15 protein-coding genes and 1 tRNA gene are annotated in these 15,446 nt (G+C 42.6%); 9 read left to right on the top strand and 7 right to left on the bottom strand.

Going from position 1 to position 15,446, the window contains the following annotated elements; genetic code table 11:
• Positions 1–138 precede the first annotated feature (138 nt).
• From BBC0178_RS01910 to BBC0178_RS01900, 3 genes are all read right to left on the bottom strand, one after another.
• On the bottom strand, positions 139–453 hold the full coding sequence (locus tag BBC0178_RS01910; RefSeq protein ID WP_078039007.1) for a hypothetical protein: 315 nt from the start codon (positions 451–453) through the stop codon (positions 139–141).
• Positions 454–505: 52 nt separating this feature from the next.
• Positions 506–1,804, bottom strand: a complete 1,299-nt coding sequence (locus BBC0178_RS01905; RefSeq protein WP_149867397.1) for a hypothetical protein — start codon at positions 1,802–1,804, stop codon at positions 506–508.
• Positions 1,805–2,513: 709 nt separating this feature from the next.
• Positions 2,514–3,518 (bottom strand): SDR family oxidoreductase, encoded by a 1,005-nt coding sequence (locus BBC0178_RS01900; protein WP_078039005.1) that lies wholly within the window; start codon positions 3,516–3,518, stop codon positions 2,514–2,516.
• Between the two features lie 98 nt (positions 3,519–3,616).
• Here BBC0178_RS01900 and BBC0178_RS01895 point away from each other — a divergent pair, with 98 nt between their 5' ends.
• The 6 genes from BBC0178_RS01895 (at position 3,617) to BBC0178_RS01870 (ending at position 10,899) form a co-directional block, all read left to right on the top strand.
• Positions 3,617–4,234 (top strand): TetR/AcrR family transcriptional regulator, encoded by a 618-nt coding sequence (locus tag BBC0178_RS01895; protein WP_078039004.1) that lies wholly within the window; start codon positions 3,617–3,619, stop codon positions 4,232–4,234.
• Between the two features lie 596 nt (positions 4,235–4,830).
• Positions 4,831–7,059 carry a TonB-dependent receptor family protein gene (locus BBC0178_RS01890; protein ID WP_210187166.1) on the top strand — a complete coding sequence of 743 codons (2,229 nt, stop codon included), beginning with the start codon at positions 4,831–4,833 and terminating at the stop codon, positions 7,057–7,059.
• A 106-nt stretch (positions 7,060–7,165) separates the two neighbouring features.
• Positions 7,166–8,152 carry an ABC transporter substrate-binding protein gene (locus tag BBC0178_RS01885; protein WP_078039002.1) on the top strand — a complete coding sequence of 329 codons (987 nt, stop codon included), beginning with the start codon at positions 7,166–7,168 and terminating at the stop codon, positions 8,150–8,152.
• Positions 8,152–8,967, top strand: coding sequence for an ABC transporter permease (locus tag BBC0178_RS01880; protein ID WP_078039001.1), 816 nt, complete (start codon positions 8,152–8,154; stop codon positions 8,965–8,967). The genes BBC0178_RS01885 and BBC0178_RS01880 overlap by 1 nt, the downstream gene beginning before the upstream one ends.
• Positions 8,964–9,695, top strand: a complete 732-nt coding sequence (locus BBC0178_RS01875; RefSeq protein ID WP_077970254.1) for an ATP-binding cassette domain-containing protein — start codon at positions 8,964–8,966, stop codon at positions 9,693–9,695. Before BBC0178_RS01880 ends, BBC0178_RS01875 begins: the two co-directional genes overlap by 4 nt.
• A 4-nt stretch (positions 9,696–9,699) precedes the next feature.
• Entirely contained in the window at positions 9,700–10,899 is a 1,200-nt protein-coding gene (locus BBC0178_RS01870; protein ID WP_078039000.1) for an NnrS family protein, read from the top strand.
• A 513-nt stretch (positions 10,900–11,412) separates the two neighbouring features.
• Here BBC0178_RS01870 and BBC0178_RS01865 read toward each other — a convergent pair.
• Positions 11,413–11,488 (bottom strand) — tRNA-Thr (locus BBC0178_RS01865).
• 223 nt (positions 11,489–11,711) lie between these two features.
• On the opposite strand from BBC0178_RS01865, the gene BBC0178_RS01860 reads away from it, so the two are divergent.
• The 3 genes from BBC0178_RS01860 to BBC0178_RS01850 are packed head-to-tail and all read left to right on the top strand — an operon-like array spanning position 11,712 to position 13,302.
• Positions 11,712–12,671 (top strand): hypothetical protein, encoded by a 960-nt coding sequence (locus BBC0178_RS01860; protein ID WP_077970250.1) that lies wholly within the window; start codon positions 11,712–11,714, stop codon positions 12,669–12,671.
• A 5-nt stretch (positions 12,672–12,676) separates the two neighbouring features.
• On the top strand, positions 12,677–13,099 hold the full coding sequence (locus BBC0178_RS01855) for a group III truncated hemoglobin (RefSeq protein ID WP_078038999.1): 423 nt from the start codon (positions 12,677–12,679) through the stop codon (positions 13,097–13,099).
• Entirely contained in the window at positions 13,099–13,302 is a 204-nt protein-coding gene (locus tag BBC0178_RS01850) for a SlyX family protein (protein WP_370541271.1), read from the top strand. Before BBC0178_RS01855 ends, BBC0178_RS01850 begins: the two co-directional genes overlap by 1 nt.
• A 280-nt stretch (positions 13,303–13,582) precedes the next feature.
• On the opposite strand, the gene msrA is transcribed toward BBC0178_RS01850, so the two are convergent.
• The 3 genes from msrA to BBC0178_RS01835 all read right to left on the bottom strand — a co-directional run bounded on the left by msrA (position 13,583) and on the right by BBC0178_RS01835 (position 15,378).
• The gene (gene msrA / locus BBC0178_RS01845; protein WP_077970241.1) at positions 13,583–14,236 is read right to left on the bottom strand and encodes a peptide-methionine (S)-S-oxide reductase MsrA; all 654 of its coding nucleotides are present in this window, start codon (positions 14,234–14,236) and stop codon (positions 13,583–13,585) included.
• Positions 14,229–14,567, bottom strand: a complete 339-nt coding sequence (locus BBC0178_RS01840) for a hypothetical protein (protein WP_149867396.1) — start codon at positions 14,565–14,567, stop codon at positions 14,229–14,231. The genes msrA and BBC0178_RS01840 overlap by 8 nt, the downstream gene beginning before the upstream one ends.
• A gap of 109 nt (positions 14,568–14,676) precedes the next feature.
• Positions 14,677–15,378: a cyclic nucleotide-binding domain-containing protein gene (locus BBC0178_RS01835; protein WP_078038997.1), complete on the bottom strand. Its 702-nt coding sequence runs from the start codon at positions 15,376–15,378 to the stop codon at positions 14,677–14,679.
• Positions 15,379–15,446 lie beyond the last annotated feature (68 nt).

Here is a 15,446-nt window from a genome sequence, read left to right as displayed (position 1 = left end):
CTTGTTTTTCCAGAGATTGCTCTTAAAAACTTTTCGACTTGCTATGATTTCAAATCGGAATTGTCCTGAAAGACTATATCATAGGTTGATATTATTCTGGCATACCGTTGTAACCTCGGTCTTTAGTCATTGCCTCAATCAAAGAAGACCGTGAATTGCTAATCCGTTGAAACTGCTAAAAGCTTTGAAATACGGACTTAGCCGTAAAACAACGCCGCTTAAGTCTTCTGTCCGCTTGAGAAAGCTTATTTTGGCAGCGTCCGGTTGTTCGATATGGCCAAGTTGATAGACTGTTTTATCTCCTCCATTTGCAGTCCTTGCAAGAACAAGAAAAACAGATCCGTAATTCTGTTTGTTTGTTTCTTTTGCAGGCGTGAAATAGAGTTTTGCTGGCCCGTTAACCGGTCCGTTTTCCAACGCGACAGAAATTTTGTATTGAATTTTTCCCCCCACATTAACCAGCGCGCAGAAATAGCATTTATTTCCGTTTCCTTGGTGCGGTAAATCATAACCGTAAAACTTCCCAGATCCTTGATACTTTCCAAAGCATTTTTCCCGTCATTGCTATTCTGTATCCAGTACGGAATGATGACATCAATTGGTCCGCCCCAGATTTCATGCATTTTATAAGAGTTGCTGCCCAGTTAACCCACATTCTGGATGGGTCTTCCGAATATTTCGGAACGGTATAAGGCTCTATGTCAAATTGCAGTCCCGCCAACTTTGCATTTTCCGGAAGCCGTTTCTGGAATGCCACTAAGGATTGAGTTCTTTGAAATGCGAGATCTTGACCTTTTCCGACAATCATATCCGCATCCCCTTCAACTGCATAAATATCAATCGATCTTTTATGCGCCTCACCAAGAAACTCGACGAGCTGTTCTTCATCGACAATGACATTATCCTGAATATCGACCTGAACATAAAGCTTGTTGATATGATATTGTTGCGCCCAATCAAGTAAACCGGCGGGTGAGTGAAGCCAATTCTGTTTGTGCCAAACCCAGGTAGCGATTGAATTTTCACTCGTTGCAGTTTTAATCGTTATAGCGGCAATATCGAAATGTGCGGCCTCTTCAGGGCATTCGATTACGATCTTGCTACTGTTTTTTTCTGAAGATGGCAGTTCAAACAAATCGAAATCCGACCGATCATCAGTCTTTGATTGCTTTTCAGAATGAACAGGAAAGGTCTTTGCATCATCCGCTACAAAATTAGTTTTGTCTGCAAACCCCAATTTGAAACGACCGTCTGCTCTGCCACTTATGATAAACGATGAATTGGTTGTTTGCGGAAAGCTTCCGAACGGGGCACTCAGAGCCACACCGGCATACTCTTTTCCGGAATGACAAGTCAAACTTAGAATTCCATTTTTTTCCTGAACTCTAACGCGTCCTTCCGGCGAAAATAAAGACCAGTCCATCCGACTTAACAAATTATGATTTTGCCCTTCGGGTGTTTCCCGATCTTCGGTATTTCCACTTTTTACTTTTGTGTCATTAGCAGCCGGCATTGGAGCGAATGTCAGAACTGTGTTTGACGGGAAAAACCGGTTTGCTTTATATTCACCTTCCAATTGGATTAAGGCCGGTTTTTCTTCAGATCTATCTATCGTTCCTACCCACGATAAATAAAAACCGGATGTGGTATCAATATGCGGGCAAGCACTATCTGTAGCCTCGTCGTCATTATCTGTCGCGCTATATAAACATAATGTATCGGACATCGCATTACTCACATGAAAGACCGACAAGAGAAGAGCCGATAAAGCCAATATCCATCTTGAATGGAGAAATCTTCCCATAACCTGGTTCCCCGAATTGTTGCTGATTTTTGTCTTGCAAACTATATAACAATGTCATTCAAGTTGAACAACCTTCTAAAAATTTCCTCCTGCAAAACCAACAAATTCATGAAATAACTTTTATATTCAATATTTCAAAATGAAAAAAATTATAATAAATATATATTATTATTTATTCAATAAATAATTATATACCAAATTCAAGGAGAAATACTCCTTTAATAAATAGAATCAAATTTCTATCAAATATTATTAAATAACACTGTATTTTTTATGTTTTATAAAGTTACCATGGTTTGGTGAGCAAAAGCAACATCCGATCTTTCGGAAACAATCTCATTTGCTTCACAGCAGCTTGTTTCCTCCTGCCATGGATTTCACAACCATCGGAGACAACAACTGCGTCAGTTATTCAAACAGAGCTGCTATTACATCATCACAACAACACTTGTTCTTCTATCAAGAGAGGATAGTTGGGGGCAAACGGCTAGTCCGGGTGCTCCGGTCATTCTAAAACCGGTTATACTTGATAGCAGAGAGAACTCTCATGCAATCCCGAATAGACGGTTCGCTTTGATGGTGGGTGCCGTCAGCGTCATTGACAAAAATGAAATGCCTTTTTCGATCAAAAAGCAGCAGCAAACATGAGGGCGCATTTTCTTTATTTTAGAAAAATCCGTTATTGCGGGCAAACTTCCAATTTATCCGGTTATCTATTTATCAGATCAGACAGTGTATCTGCCAGAGTTTGCTCTAAAGGTCTGAATTGAAGCCCCAGAATTTTCTCATATCTTTCACTGCTGAAATGCGTTCTATCATATTGGCTTGCCATCAAACGGACCGACGCCAATGATAATAAAATGGGCTTTCCCGTAAGCTTGCCATAAATTTCCTGCAAAACAGCAATGCAGTACAATAGCGGCATTGGTATTGTCTTGGTTGGCGTTTTGACATTGGCATAATGACCGATCATGGATACAAGGTCTTTCATATGAATGTGACGCCCTGCAACGAGATAGCGTTCTCCAGGCTTGCCCTTGAACGTGACCATGATCAGGGCAGCAGCAACATCTCTTGCATCAACAACCGAGAAGGTCCCTGGAACAATAGCAGGCAACTTCCCGTTCATGACATCAAATGCAAGTTGTCCTGCCGAGGTAGGCCCCAGATCACCAGGGCCCCACATCCACCCCGGTAAAATATAATAGCAGTTCATCATCGGATGCCGAGCGGCAAATTCTCTCACTGTTCTCTCACTGATGATTTTGCTTCGATAGTAATCATCCGAATTTTCTATATTTCTATCACATGTCTCATCAATCAATGTGCCAGCCTCACCATCGAGAACTGCAATTGAGGAGACATGAACAAACTGTTTGACACCCGCTTTTAAGGCCGCTTCCAATAAGCATTTTGTACCATTAATGTTGATCTTTTCCAGATCGGCCCAATGGCTGCCGCCTTTATAATTATCGCGGAAAAATGCTGCGGTATGGAAAACGGTGTCGCAGCCATCCAGATGGATTTCAAAACTAGTGACATCGGTCATATCGCCTTGAATAATTTCAAGTTCAACATGAGCGGCGAATTGCTTGTTTGCCTTTTGTCGCGACCGGACCAGTGCTTTGACATGATAGCCTTCGTCGATCAATTGGCGAACCAGATTATTGCCTAATAGTCCGGTGGCACCGGTTACGAAAACTGTTTTCTTCATCAACGATTCCAAATATCAATTGAAATTCATATATCACATGATATTTATATTTCATTTGATAACTTGTCAAATGAAATGTCGGATGATATCTGGAATTTATGGTCAAACAGATAAAACCGCGCAAAACAAGATTGGAAAGCCAGCAAGAGACGCGCCAGAACCTTCTGGAGGCTGCACGCATGCTGTTTACAGAATTGGGCTACGAGGCAACCTCCATCAGAGGAATCTGCGATAAAGCGGGCTATTCACAAGGAGCCTTTTATTCCAATTTCAATAATAAGGACGAAGTTCTTCTAGAGCTTCTCGAGCAGTATAAATCATTCGAGGCAAATTCACGAAAACAGCTCATTGATGATGCAGGGGGGAATTTTGAAAAAGCCCTGAATGACATGATCTTATGGTTTGAACGCAATGATCACAATATGTCCCACACAATTCTGTTCCTTGAAATGCAACTTCACGCTTTGCGCCATCCGGAATTTGTAAAAATTTATAACAATCTTATGGACGAACAAAAATCGTTCTATACGACGCTCGTACAACACCTGTTTGCTATGAGAAATATAGAACCTCCCTTTGATTGCTCGATTGTTGCAGAAGGGTTAATGGCACTTGGGGCTAATGAAGCAGTTGCCAGACGATTGAACCCGAAGCGGGAGAAGCAAAATCCATTTTCGGCCTATCTGAAATTGATTTTCCGGATAGAAGAGAAATAGACAAATTTGAAGCTTTTTAAAGCGATATATTGATTATATCGGCATGAAATATTTCTCTTCCTCTTTTTCATAAATATCTATCATGAAGCTTCACTATTAAAAGTCTGATAAATTTCCGATTTCAAAGAAAATAAGAACGATAACCAATAATTTTTCCGGAATTTCATTGATTGAAAATTTGTTTTATCGCTCTGAAAATTTATATAAGCCAAATTATTATGCAAACGCGTGATCTGCCATTATATGAATGTTTATTTTTCAAATAAGTTCATAGAGCGTGCAGAGTAACCGTCTCTTGTCCCTGATAAATTTGTTCGCCATTTTTCTCCGGAAACCGATGCAACGTGAAATCCTCTTTCGCAAAACAGATAGAGATTGAGCCCTTCATGAAACATGATAAATTAATACTTGTTTTTTATTTTCATGTTTTATAGAGTTGCCAAGGTTTGGTAGGGAAAGCAACATCCGATCTCTCGGAAACAATCTGATTTACTTCTTGGCAGCTTGTTTCAAAAGGGGTCATCTCATCTGACTTTAGTTAAAAGCAATAAATTTTTGCTCCTGCCATGGATTTGACAACCATCGGAGACGGAAATTTGCGTCATTTACTTAAAAAAACCTGCTACTACACCATCACAACAACACTTGTTCTTCTATCAAGAGAGGATAGTTGGGGGCAAACGGCTAGTCCGGGTGCTCCGGTCATTCTAAAACCGGTTATACTTGATAGCAGAGAGAACTCTCATGCAATCCTGAGTAAACGTTTCGCTTCTATGGCGGGAGCCGTCAGCGTCATTGACAAAAATGAAATGCCTTTTTCTGGTAATTTGACAATGGCACGTGCTTTGGAACAAACGCCCGGAGTTGTGGTTCAGAATTTTTTCGGAGGAAATGATCAACCCCGCATACAAATTCGTGGATCAGGCCTTCAGCAAAATCCGGTCGAGAGAGGTATCCTTGTTATGCGCGACGGCTTGCCACTCAACCGTGCCGATGGCTCATATATAGCCGGTTTAGCTAATCCGAGAGACGCCGAAACCCTTGAAATTTATCGTGGCTATATGGCCAACCGTATCGGCGCCACTGTATTGGGAGGCGCCATTAACAGTGTATCACCTACAGGAACGAGCGAACCGGGGGCAGTCTTATCGGGAAGTGGTGGAAGTTTCGGCCAATATAATTTTGGCGGGCAAGTCGGTTTTTCCGACGAAACGCGTGACGGCTTTTTTTCATTTGAACATAATAACCGGGAAGGCTTTCGGGATTACAATTCCTCTGACAGGACAGGCCTATCCGGCAATATCGGTTTTAGAGTAAATGATATCACGACAACGCGTTTTTTTGCCGGATACACCGATCTGGGTTTCGATGTTTCAGGACCAATTCCAAAATATGAAATAAAAAAACATCCGGAAATGAGCTGGTCGGGTCCTATAGTTACTCCACAAGGGGTTGTAAATCCGGGCCCCAATGTTTGGCGCGATCGGCCACGAAGGGATGCCAGCCAATATCTCATTGGCAACCGTTCAACAATCGAGCTCGGCTCCCATATTTATGATATTGCTTTGGGCTATACAAATACGGAAGATATGTTTCGTTTTCCTATATCCGCCGGTGTCAAACAGAGCGATGGCGGTGATTTTACCGGACTATTCCGTTACGCATACACCCCTGATAAAAGCAATCCTTTGCCACTTGTAGAACTTGCCGGCAATTACACCAACGGTTCTATGGATCGCGATTATTATTTGAATTTTTCGGGCGGAAAGGGCGACAAATTCGGTGACAATAAATTAAAGTCAACGACAGTGTCATTTTTTGCCGGTATGAATATTCCTCTTTTTCAACGCTTTACTATTTCGCCATCACTCTCTTATGCTCATGCACGTCGTGACAATGACGACGAATGGCGGAAAAATACCCGGCCAACAATAGCATATAATCCTCGTATGCCGGATCGGCTTTTGCCGAACGGTGCAGTTCCTGCGGAAAATACAAGCTATAACCGTTCTTATTCGGGATTAAGTCCGGCTTTGGGCATTAGCTACGCCCTCACCCAAAGACAAACTTTATACACTGCATTAAGCCGCAGCTTCGAGCCTCCGACGCATGATGATCTTCTCGCAACAGTTAACGGCACTCCGAACACCAGTGCCGGCCGTCCAAATCCTGCTATGCCCAATTTGAAGTCCAAAATGTTTGCAACACCCGATCTTGATGATCAAACAGCAACCACTCTGGAAGGCGGATGGCGAGGCAATTTTGAAGGCTATTCCTGGGATTTATCGACCTATTATTCATGGGTTAATGACGAATTACTGAGCTTGCGTGATGTCAGTGGAGCGCCGCTCGGTGCGGTTAACGCCGATAAAACCCGCCATTTTGGCATTGATGCTGCAATCGGCTGGAAAATCAACGCTTCGATAACAGCGCGTATTGCCTATACCTATCAACGCTTTACATTTCATGATGACCCGTTACGTCATAACAACTATCTTGCCGGTGCACTACGCAACATCATCAATACCATGATTCAATATCACCCGACCGAGCCGTGGATATGGCAGGGTAATATCCATTGGGTACCGACAAGAACACCCGTTGATAATATGAACACACTTTATTCGGATGATTACGTTGTTGTTGATTTGAGGAGCGAATATAGCCTTAACAAAAACCTTCGTATCTTCGGTGAAATAACGAATATTTTTAACGAAAAATATGCGTCATCCACCATTATTTCCGATCGCGCAACCCCTGATCAAGCTGCATTCCTCCCCGGGGAGGGAAGAGGTTTTTTTGCCGGAATAAAAGCAAAGTTTTGAAATTTTTAATTTGAGGGATAAACTCTTATTTAAAATTTAAATTTTAATCAAAATACCTGACCGTCCATTGTGTTATTTTTGGTCCGGTATTTGCCAATCGAGGTGGATGATGCTTACCCAAACACGCCGTCATTTTTTAATTGGTGCTTCACTTCTTCCCGTTGTTTGCGCATTTCCCGCCAATGTGGTTGCAGAAGAAAATAAACCCGTCATTTGGGGGCCTCCTGCCGGGCCATCTCTTGTTGCTGCTTATGCAGTAAAAACCGGCATGCTTGATCAACTGTTACCCGGTTGCCAATTCAAAGTCTGGAATAATCCCGATCAGATCCGGGCCGGACTCGGTTCCGGCTCAATCAATATGGCCATTTTGCCAAGTTATAGCGGCGCAAATTTATATAATAAAGGCCTTGGTGTAAGATTGGCGAATATTCTGACAGACGGGCTTCTTTATATCGTCGCACCGGAAGCATCCAATATAAAAACACTTCAGGATCTTGTCGGCAAAAAACTTGCTGTACCATTCAAAAACGATATGCCCGACTATATTATGCAAGCAATTTTAAAGGCATATGACATCAAACCGGATGCAATCGACATACAATATACGGGGAGCCTCCCCGAAGCTATGCCGCTTCTCATGATCGGACGTGTTGATGCAGCAGTCATTGTGGAGCCTGCTGCCTCTACAGTGATTTCCATGAGCACGGCATCCCCTAAAAAAATTGTTCGTGCTCTTGATATTCAAAAGCTTTGGGAAAAAGTGTCGAAAACCGATGCCATTCCGCAAGCCGGCCTTGTTGTCGGCAAAGGTTTCGAAGGCGACGAAGGAAAAGACAAAATAAAAGCGCTCAATGCATGTTTTTCTAATGCACTTGAAAAAATTAAAGCTGACCCCGAAAAAGCAGCCGACGAGATCAGCGGTCTTCTCGATTTTCCACCGCACCTGATAGCCACATCCATCGCTTTCAGTCATCTTGTTGTTCATAATGCAAGCGAAGCAAAACCGTCGCTGGAAACATTTTTCAATGTTCTCATCGAACAAAATTCTGCAATTCTAGGCGGAAAACTGCCTGATGACGGATTTTATGCCTGATGAATTTCCATAAGACCATTTCTCATCTTGTATCGCTTGGAAACTACTTTTGGGGAGGCTTCGCAGGGCTTGCCGGTTGCTTTTGTTTTTTTGCCGTTTGGCAGTTGGCCCATGAACTTTATGGCAGTTATGTGCTCCCCTCTCCGCAACAAACTTTGCAAGCGATGGTCTTGCTTGTCCAAACGGACAAATTTGCCGAGATGGCGAAAATTACGGCTGAACGTTCCTTCATGGGCTTTGCGCTAGCCGGTTCGATCGGAATTCTCGGTGGCGTGTTGTGCGGTTATTCATTTGCGGCAATCCGTCTGATGAGGCCGATCATTATCATTCTTCTCGGCGTGCCTCCAATAGGCTGGATTGTGCTTGCGCTCATCTGGTTTGAAAACGGTGGCGGCTCGGTTATCATGACGATTGCTGTTGCGTCCTTTCCACTCATTTTCATCAATAGCGTTCAGGCAATTGCCACACGCGACCGGTCACTCGACGATATGGCGCGTGCTTTTAACATCGGCATATTCAAACGATTTCGTACAATCACATTTCCGCAAATGGTGTCCTATATTTTTCCGGCCTTGTCGCTTTCGGCCGGAAGTGCCTGGAAAGTCGCCGTAATGGCTGAACTTTTGAGCTATTCCGGCGGGCTTGGGGGCCTCCTTTTTGAAGCGCGCAGCACTTTTGATGTTCCTGAAGTAACGGCCATTATTATGATCATTGTGTGTTTTGCCCTGATAACCGAATTCGGTATTATTCATCCGATACGGGAATTTTTTGAAAGCTGGCGACATGCATCCGAGCCTTGGGGCGTTAAAAAATGAGAATTGAAATGCAGGATATCGCGTTTTCTTATCTTGGAAGACGCATTCTTGAAAACGTCAATATCCACGTCAATGACCACGAAACGCTGGTTATTCTCGGTGCGTCGGGTGCCGGAAAAACCACAATATTGCAGATTGCTGCAGGCTTGTTGACGCCTAACAAAGGCCAAATCAGAAAAACTTATCGCCAACAGGCAATTGTTTTTCAGGAACCGAGATTGCTCCCTTGGAAAACAACTTATGAAAATATTGCTTATGGTTTGAAAAATTCACACCGACCATCCGGAAAAAAAGATTTCATTTCCGATTGTGCAAAAAAAGTCGGTCTAAAAATAACCGATCTTGAAAAATATCCGGCCGCCTTATCGGGCGGCATGCGCCAGCGCGCAGCCGTTGCGCGCGCACTTGCTGTTAATCCCGATATCATATTTTTCGACGAGCCGTTTTCGGCAGTCGATATCGGCCTCAGGCGTAACCTTCAGGACATTGTTATTGAAGAGGCAAAAGGCCAAGGTTTTTCATCATTGTTTGTTACCCACGACCTTCACGAAGCACTGCGCATTGCTCACCGTTTGTTACTGGTCGGTGGCGATCCTGCAACAATTGTCGCTGAAAGACATGTCGAAGGTGAACCGGGAAAGCGAAGCGAACGGGAAATATTCGACATGAGCGAACAATTCGCCAAAGATCGGGATTTTTACGACCTTCTTTATAGAGACAGGGATTAACGCAATGGGACTTCGCAAAAAGATAAAAGCAGTCATTGCTCATAATCCCTTTTTTACCGAAGGCGTATTTTTATTCTTTCCGGTATCGGCCTGTTATGCTCTACTCATGCCGTTTATCTGGGTAATTGTCTATCAACTCGACTATCCCGGTACACGCTATATTTTCCCTCAGCAATGGCATGCGCACGAGATGATTTTCGGCTTTTATTCGGCAGCTCTTGCCGGATTTTTATGTTCCGCCGTTGCCGAATGGACAGAAACAAAGCCGTTAAATGGCATGAGACTTTTCTTGCTGCTTTTATTATGGCTTCCCGGTCGCATTGTCGGTTTTTTGGGTTCGGATTACCTGATGGTCATCGGCAGTGTATTTGATTTCGCTTTTCTGGCACTTATGATCTTATATGTCGGCTTGCCAATTCTTTCGAAAAGAAAATGGAAAAACTTGTCATTTTTGCTATGGCTTATTGTTCTTTTTACACTTGAAATTGTATTGAAAATTTTATGGTGGCGCGAAGAAACGGAACTATCGTCCCGCATATTGTGGACGATTATTGCTGTTTTTGTTGTTCTATTTTCCTTGGCAATCTCGCGCATCAACACTGTGGTCACCAATCTTTCATTGGATCCTTCAGGTGAAACAAGCCCTTATCGCCCGCATCCGGGCAGACGCAATCTATCTGCATTTTTGACAGTCTTATATGCTCTCTCGATGCTTTTTCTGCCGTCTTCACAAATGCAATATTATCTCGCTTTTGCTGCCAGTGCCGGTTTTATGGACAGAACTGCAGAATGGTTCATCGGTAAAGCCGCATTAAAAGCAGAAGTCATATGCCTAGCGCTTGCCAATGTCAGCGCGGCAATCGGTTTTTTTCTTATCGGTCTTTCCGGCTTTAACGAAAGCATACCGATTTATGCGGGCTTACATATATTGACCATTGCGACATTGGGACTTGGCGTGATGGGTGTTTTTACAATTGCCGGTTTACGCCATTCAGGACGGAAATTAATACCGATCCCCTGGCAATCAAAAGCGGCTATCGCATTTATTATACTCGCCGTCGCCATGCGCGTCCTACCGGAAATAACCGATCTCTTCGCTATCGGCAGTTATCATTATGCATGGGCTGCTATTTTCTGGTCTTTGGCTTTCTTCCTCTGGTTATGGGGATATCTGCCGCTCCTTGGACATCCGGTAAATAACTGACCTATATATCGGCTATTTAACTTGATAGACATTCATAAAACCCACGCGTCGAGATAAAGCAATCGACGACGTAAAACATAAAAATTAACGATCGTTACAAAAAAATATATTATAAATATAGTTCATATTCAATATATGTTTAATGTTTTATTTTAATGAAATTTAGAATAAATAATTAATAAAAAACAATACTAAAATAAATATATTAACTATAAAATATTTTTATTTATTGTATTGAATAAACAAATCAATCAATCAATTAAACAAAACATAATATTTTTTGATCCATCCGATAGATTTTGAGGGTAGAAACTAAAATTATCAGTTAAATGCGTTGCAAAAATATGCCTGGTGCCGCATACTGGCAGTACACTTCTTTATAACGCATTGTAAATATTATTATTTTTCCGTTTTCTTTTTTTAAAATGTGTTACATTTTTGGCTAATTTTTCAATATCTTAAAAATTAAAAAATAAAAAACATAATAAAAACAAATACTTACATGATTTTTATTGGTGCCGCATGCCGGAATCGAACCAGCGACCCCATCATTACGAATGACGTGCTCTACCAACTGAGCTAATGCGGCACAGATTCTTGTCTTCAAGACAGAACCGGTATCGGGTGATAGCCAAAAGATCGTCTGAAAGCAAGCGCCCAATTTTATCTTTCGGTAATTTTCGTTATGAACCGGCAACGCAATGTCAAAACACAAGCTTTTTTTAAAATCATCAACAATAGAATTGGTTTGCCTATTTTTCACCTGATGCTTATTCTAGATTTCAATGTTTTTAGTTTGAGGAGAATTTTTCTTGGCTAGTGCCGAGCAAGCCATCCGCAATGCATTGCTTAGAATTGACGCCAGCAATGTTGCTCAAAGGCGGCAGATTTATGAATCTGCATGGAACGCCCATGAGCGTGCATTGTTGGCTCAACATGATTTGAGCAACGAGAGTCGTTCCAAGCGACGCGATGCATTGATGCAAATTATCCGGAGCATAGAACAGGATTACATTGTTCAGGCTCCCGAAGAAAAAACGCAATACTATAATGAACTCGCTGCAGAAGGCCCCGAAGAACAGATAAAAATTGAAGTAAACGGAGCGACAAATTTCGATAACCGGAGTTTGCATCGGGCTAGAACAAGACGGCGTTCCAAAATTCTGCTGATTGTTGCTCCATCGATTCTTGCAATTATTATGGTTTTAGGCTTCACCGCGTGGTCGTTTTTTAACAGTTTTTCAGGCCGTGCTCTTGTTGAACGTCAAAAGGAAGCGGCTGAGCAAAACCCGCGTTCCACGTTGATGCAACCTTTCCGTCAAGAAACCGAAACCAATGACGGTTGGATTAGATTTTTCCGTCCGGGTGATGCCTCGGCGCTCACAGTCTATGGTCGCACATCGGTCGATATACGTGATGACGCCGGAATACCATATACCCATATTTCAGCGAATAGCGAGCAAGATATTGTCGTTATTGAAATTGGCGCGGGTGTTTTATCCGGCTTACGCGGTAAAAAAGTACTCATTGATATCAACGCCAAAAGTGATGGAACAGAGCCAAGCCAAATGAGTATAACATGTGATCTCGGCAATAATGCCGATTGTGGACGGCGGCGTTTTGAAGTTCCGACAAATCGGAACGACCTATTATTTGACCTAACAATACCGGCCGAAGGATCAGGTTCAGCAAAACTTTATTTGACAAGCGACCTTATGGGTGAAGGTCATGGCATTGATATTTACGGTATGAAAATCAAAGCAACAGATTGAGATTTATGGCACAAGAACCGATAGCAGTAGATGAAACATTGATTGAAGCCGTTGTGCGCACATTTTACGCGCGGATCAGAAAAGATTATATGCTAGGTCCTATTTTTGAAGAACATATTCACGATTGGGAGCCCCATTTACAAAATATGTTCGCCTTCTGGTCATCGGTCATGCTGCATACCAACCGTTATAACGGACGCCCTATGCCCAAGCATGTCGTTTTACCGATTGATGCTGCGCATTTCGACCATTGGCTCGAAATTTTCAAAAATACCGTTGAAGAACTTTGCGTGAGGGTAGATGCCGAATTGTTCATGAAAAAAGCAACCCAGATCGCCCACAGTCTCGAGTTGGGCCTTGCCTTCAACAATAAGGTTCTTTTACAACCCGGCGAACGCTATATCAGAAATAAGGATCACGCATTGTGATTGAAAAAGATCGTCTTACCGAGGTCGAAATCAAACTTGCCGAACAAGAGCGACTTGTCGACGAGCTTTCTACTGTTCTCGCTGAACAATGGAAAACAATCGACCTTATGGATAAAAAATTAAAAGCACTAACCAAACGCTTTCTGGAACTTGAAGAACAAAGCCAGCCTGACATTCCTGTCACCCGACCACCGCATTGGTGAAATTGTTCAACAGTTCTTGCTCGAAAAATATTGATACTGAAAAATCGGGAAACATCATGTTTCCCTCTACCCTGTCGAATAATCGTCACCAAGTTTTTTATTGGCATCAATTTATTTTTCAATATGGTTCAGAATAATCCGGTTATTTGCCAAAAATTATTACAGAGCTTTCGCCTGCTATTTTTGACCGGAAAATGTCAGGACATATTTGCCAATATCCCGGCGTCCTATATTCCAAACGCCGATAAATTCATGAATTGCTCCGATAGGTTATGCACAATCAGCCTCGTGGAACGGGGCAAGAAACACCGGTTCCCTTTAGTCCACAATAGCCATTAGGGTTTTTTGCGAGATATTGCTGGTGATAACCTTCGGCAAAATAGAATGGCCCTTCTAACGCAATTTCCGTTGTAATCGGCCCCAATCCCTTGGATTGAAGTGCCTTTTCAAATTGCGCTTTGCTTTTTTTTGCAATTTCCAGATCATGTTCATTGGAAAGATAGAGAGCCGAACGGTAATTATTGCCGATGTCGTTTCCCTGCCGCATGCCTTGTGTGGGATCATGCTGTTCCCAGAAAGTTTTCAATATTTCATTGAGAGGCAGTATCTTCGGATCATAGACGACGAGGACCGCTTCTGTATGACCGGTTTTACCCGTACAAACTTCTTCATAAGTCGGGTTTGGTGTGAAGCCACCGGTGTAACCGGCAGCCGTCACATAAACGCCCGGCATTTTCCAGAACAGCCGTTCAACGCCCCAGAAACAGCCCATTGCAACAATGATATGATGCATATTTTCAGGATATGGACCTTTCAGATTGTGGCCGTTGACGAAATGTTTTTCCGAGGTTTCGATTGGTTCACTTCTGCCGACAAGTGCATTTTCTTTTTTCGGCATAGTGAGTTTTTCCGAAAGCGACAAAATATCAAACATTTTCTTCACCAAAACCTGTCTTTTCCAAAACGGCCTCACGATCATATCCAACACTATAAAATACCAACGCAAAAGCTCCCGAAATGATCCATGTTGGACAAAGAGTGATCATTCTAGCAGCTATAGATAGATATGGAGGTGAAAGATGCGCAATAACGTTATCAAATTCCTGTGCGCTCAAACTAAATATAAACGATAGTGCAGACCGGGCCGGCGTAAACACAATTTGGGATGCACCGACTGAACGGGCTGCGTCGATAACAAGCGCTATAATCGTTATCACCAGAAATATAAACGACACAAAACGAAATAATCGACGCATTAAACGCACAGAAATAATCCTTAACTGACGATGATTTTTGTTCAAACGAACAAAATCTGATTACCATTAAAACCGTAGAGCATGGCTAATCCGGTTTTCATCATGAGGTCAGTTATAATCAGACAGGCTCCCGTTTGTCGATAAGCTTGTCGGGGTGGGCAAAATCGATAAATTTTTGTCTGTCGGTAAAGACTATTCGTGATCCGTCGACATTGACACCATGTTTTGCAATGGTTGCAAATGCCCGTGAAAGATTTTCAGGAGTCATGCCGAGTTTATAGGCAAGAAGTTTTTTCTCGAACGGAATATCGATATAATTAGCCTCGACCTGCGTATCGGCTTCAGCCAAAATCCAGTTTGCCAGCCGTTCACTGCCGTTTCTCAATTTCTGATTTTTCAATTCCTTGATGGTCGTACGATAACGGCGCGAAAGTTCGCGAACAACCGCATGCATGAAAGCAGTATCATTGTCGATTGCCTCCCTGAAACGGGCTGACGGAATCATCAGAACTTCCGCTTCGGTTAATGTGCGGGCTGATTGAAGGCAAACATCATCATTCAAAATTGCTGCGAGAATGAAGAGACTTACCGGCTGGATAATATCGAGAATTGTTACACGCCCATGGCTGGTCGCATACATCTCGACCTGACCATCGACCAATATGTAGAGAAAATCCTGCATGGTGTTTTCATTGACGAGAACCACCCCCGGAGGAAAACGTTGGAAAAAACCCGGGCCAATTAAAGAATCGAATGTTTTGTCACTCGCTTGCGAAAAAATATCGAGATTTTGAATTTTTAACCGATCTTCTGATCTCATTTCGTTCCTCTAATTAACATATTTCATTTTGTTCTTAACATCTATCAAGTGTAGTAGAGCAATATTTC

The sequence above is a fragment of the Ditibartonella apihabitans genome, from assembly GCF_002007485.1.
GTDB classification, from domain to species: Bacteria; Pseudomonadota; Alphaproteobacteria; order Rhizobiales; family Rhizobiaceae; genus Bartonella; species Bartonella apihabitans.
The sequence above is the reverse complement of the archived record's forward strand: the minus strand, read 5'-3'. Positions and strand labels throughout refer to the sequence as shown.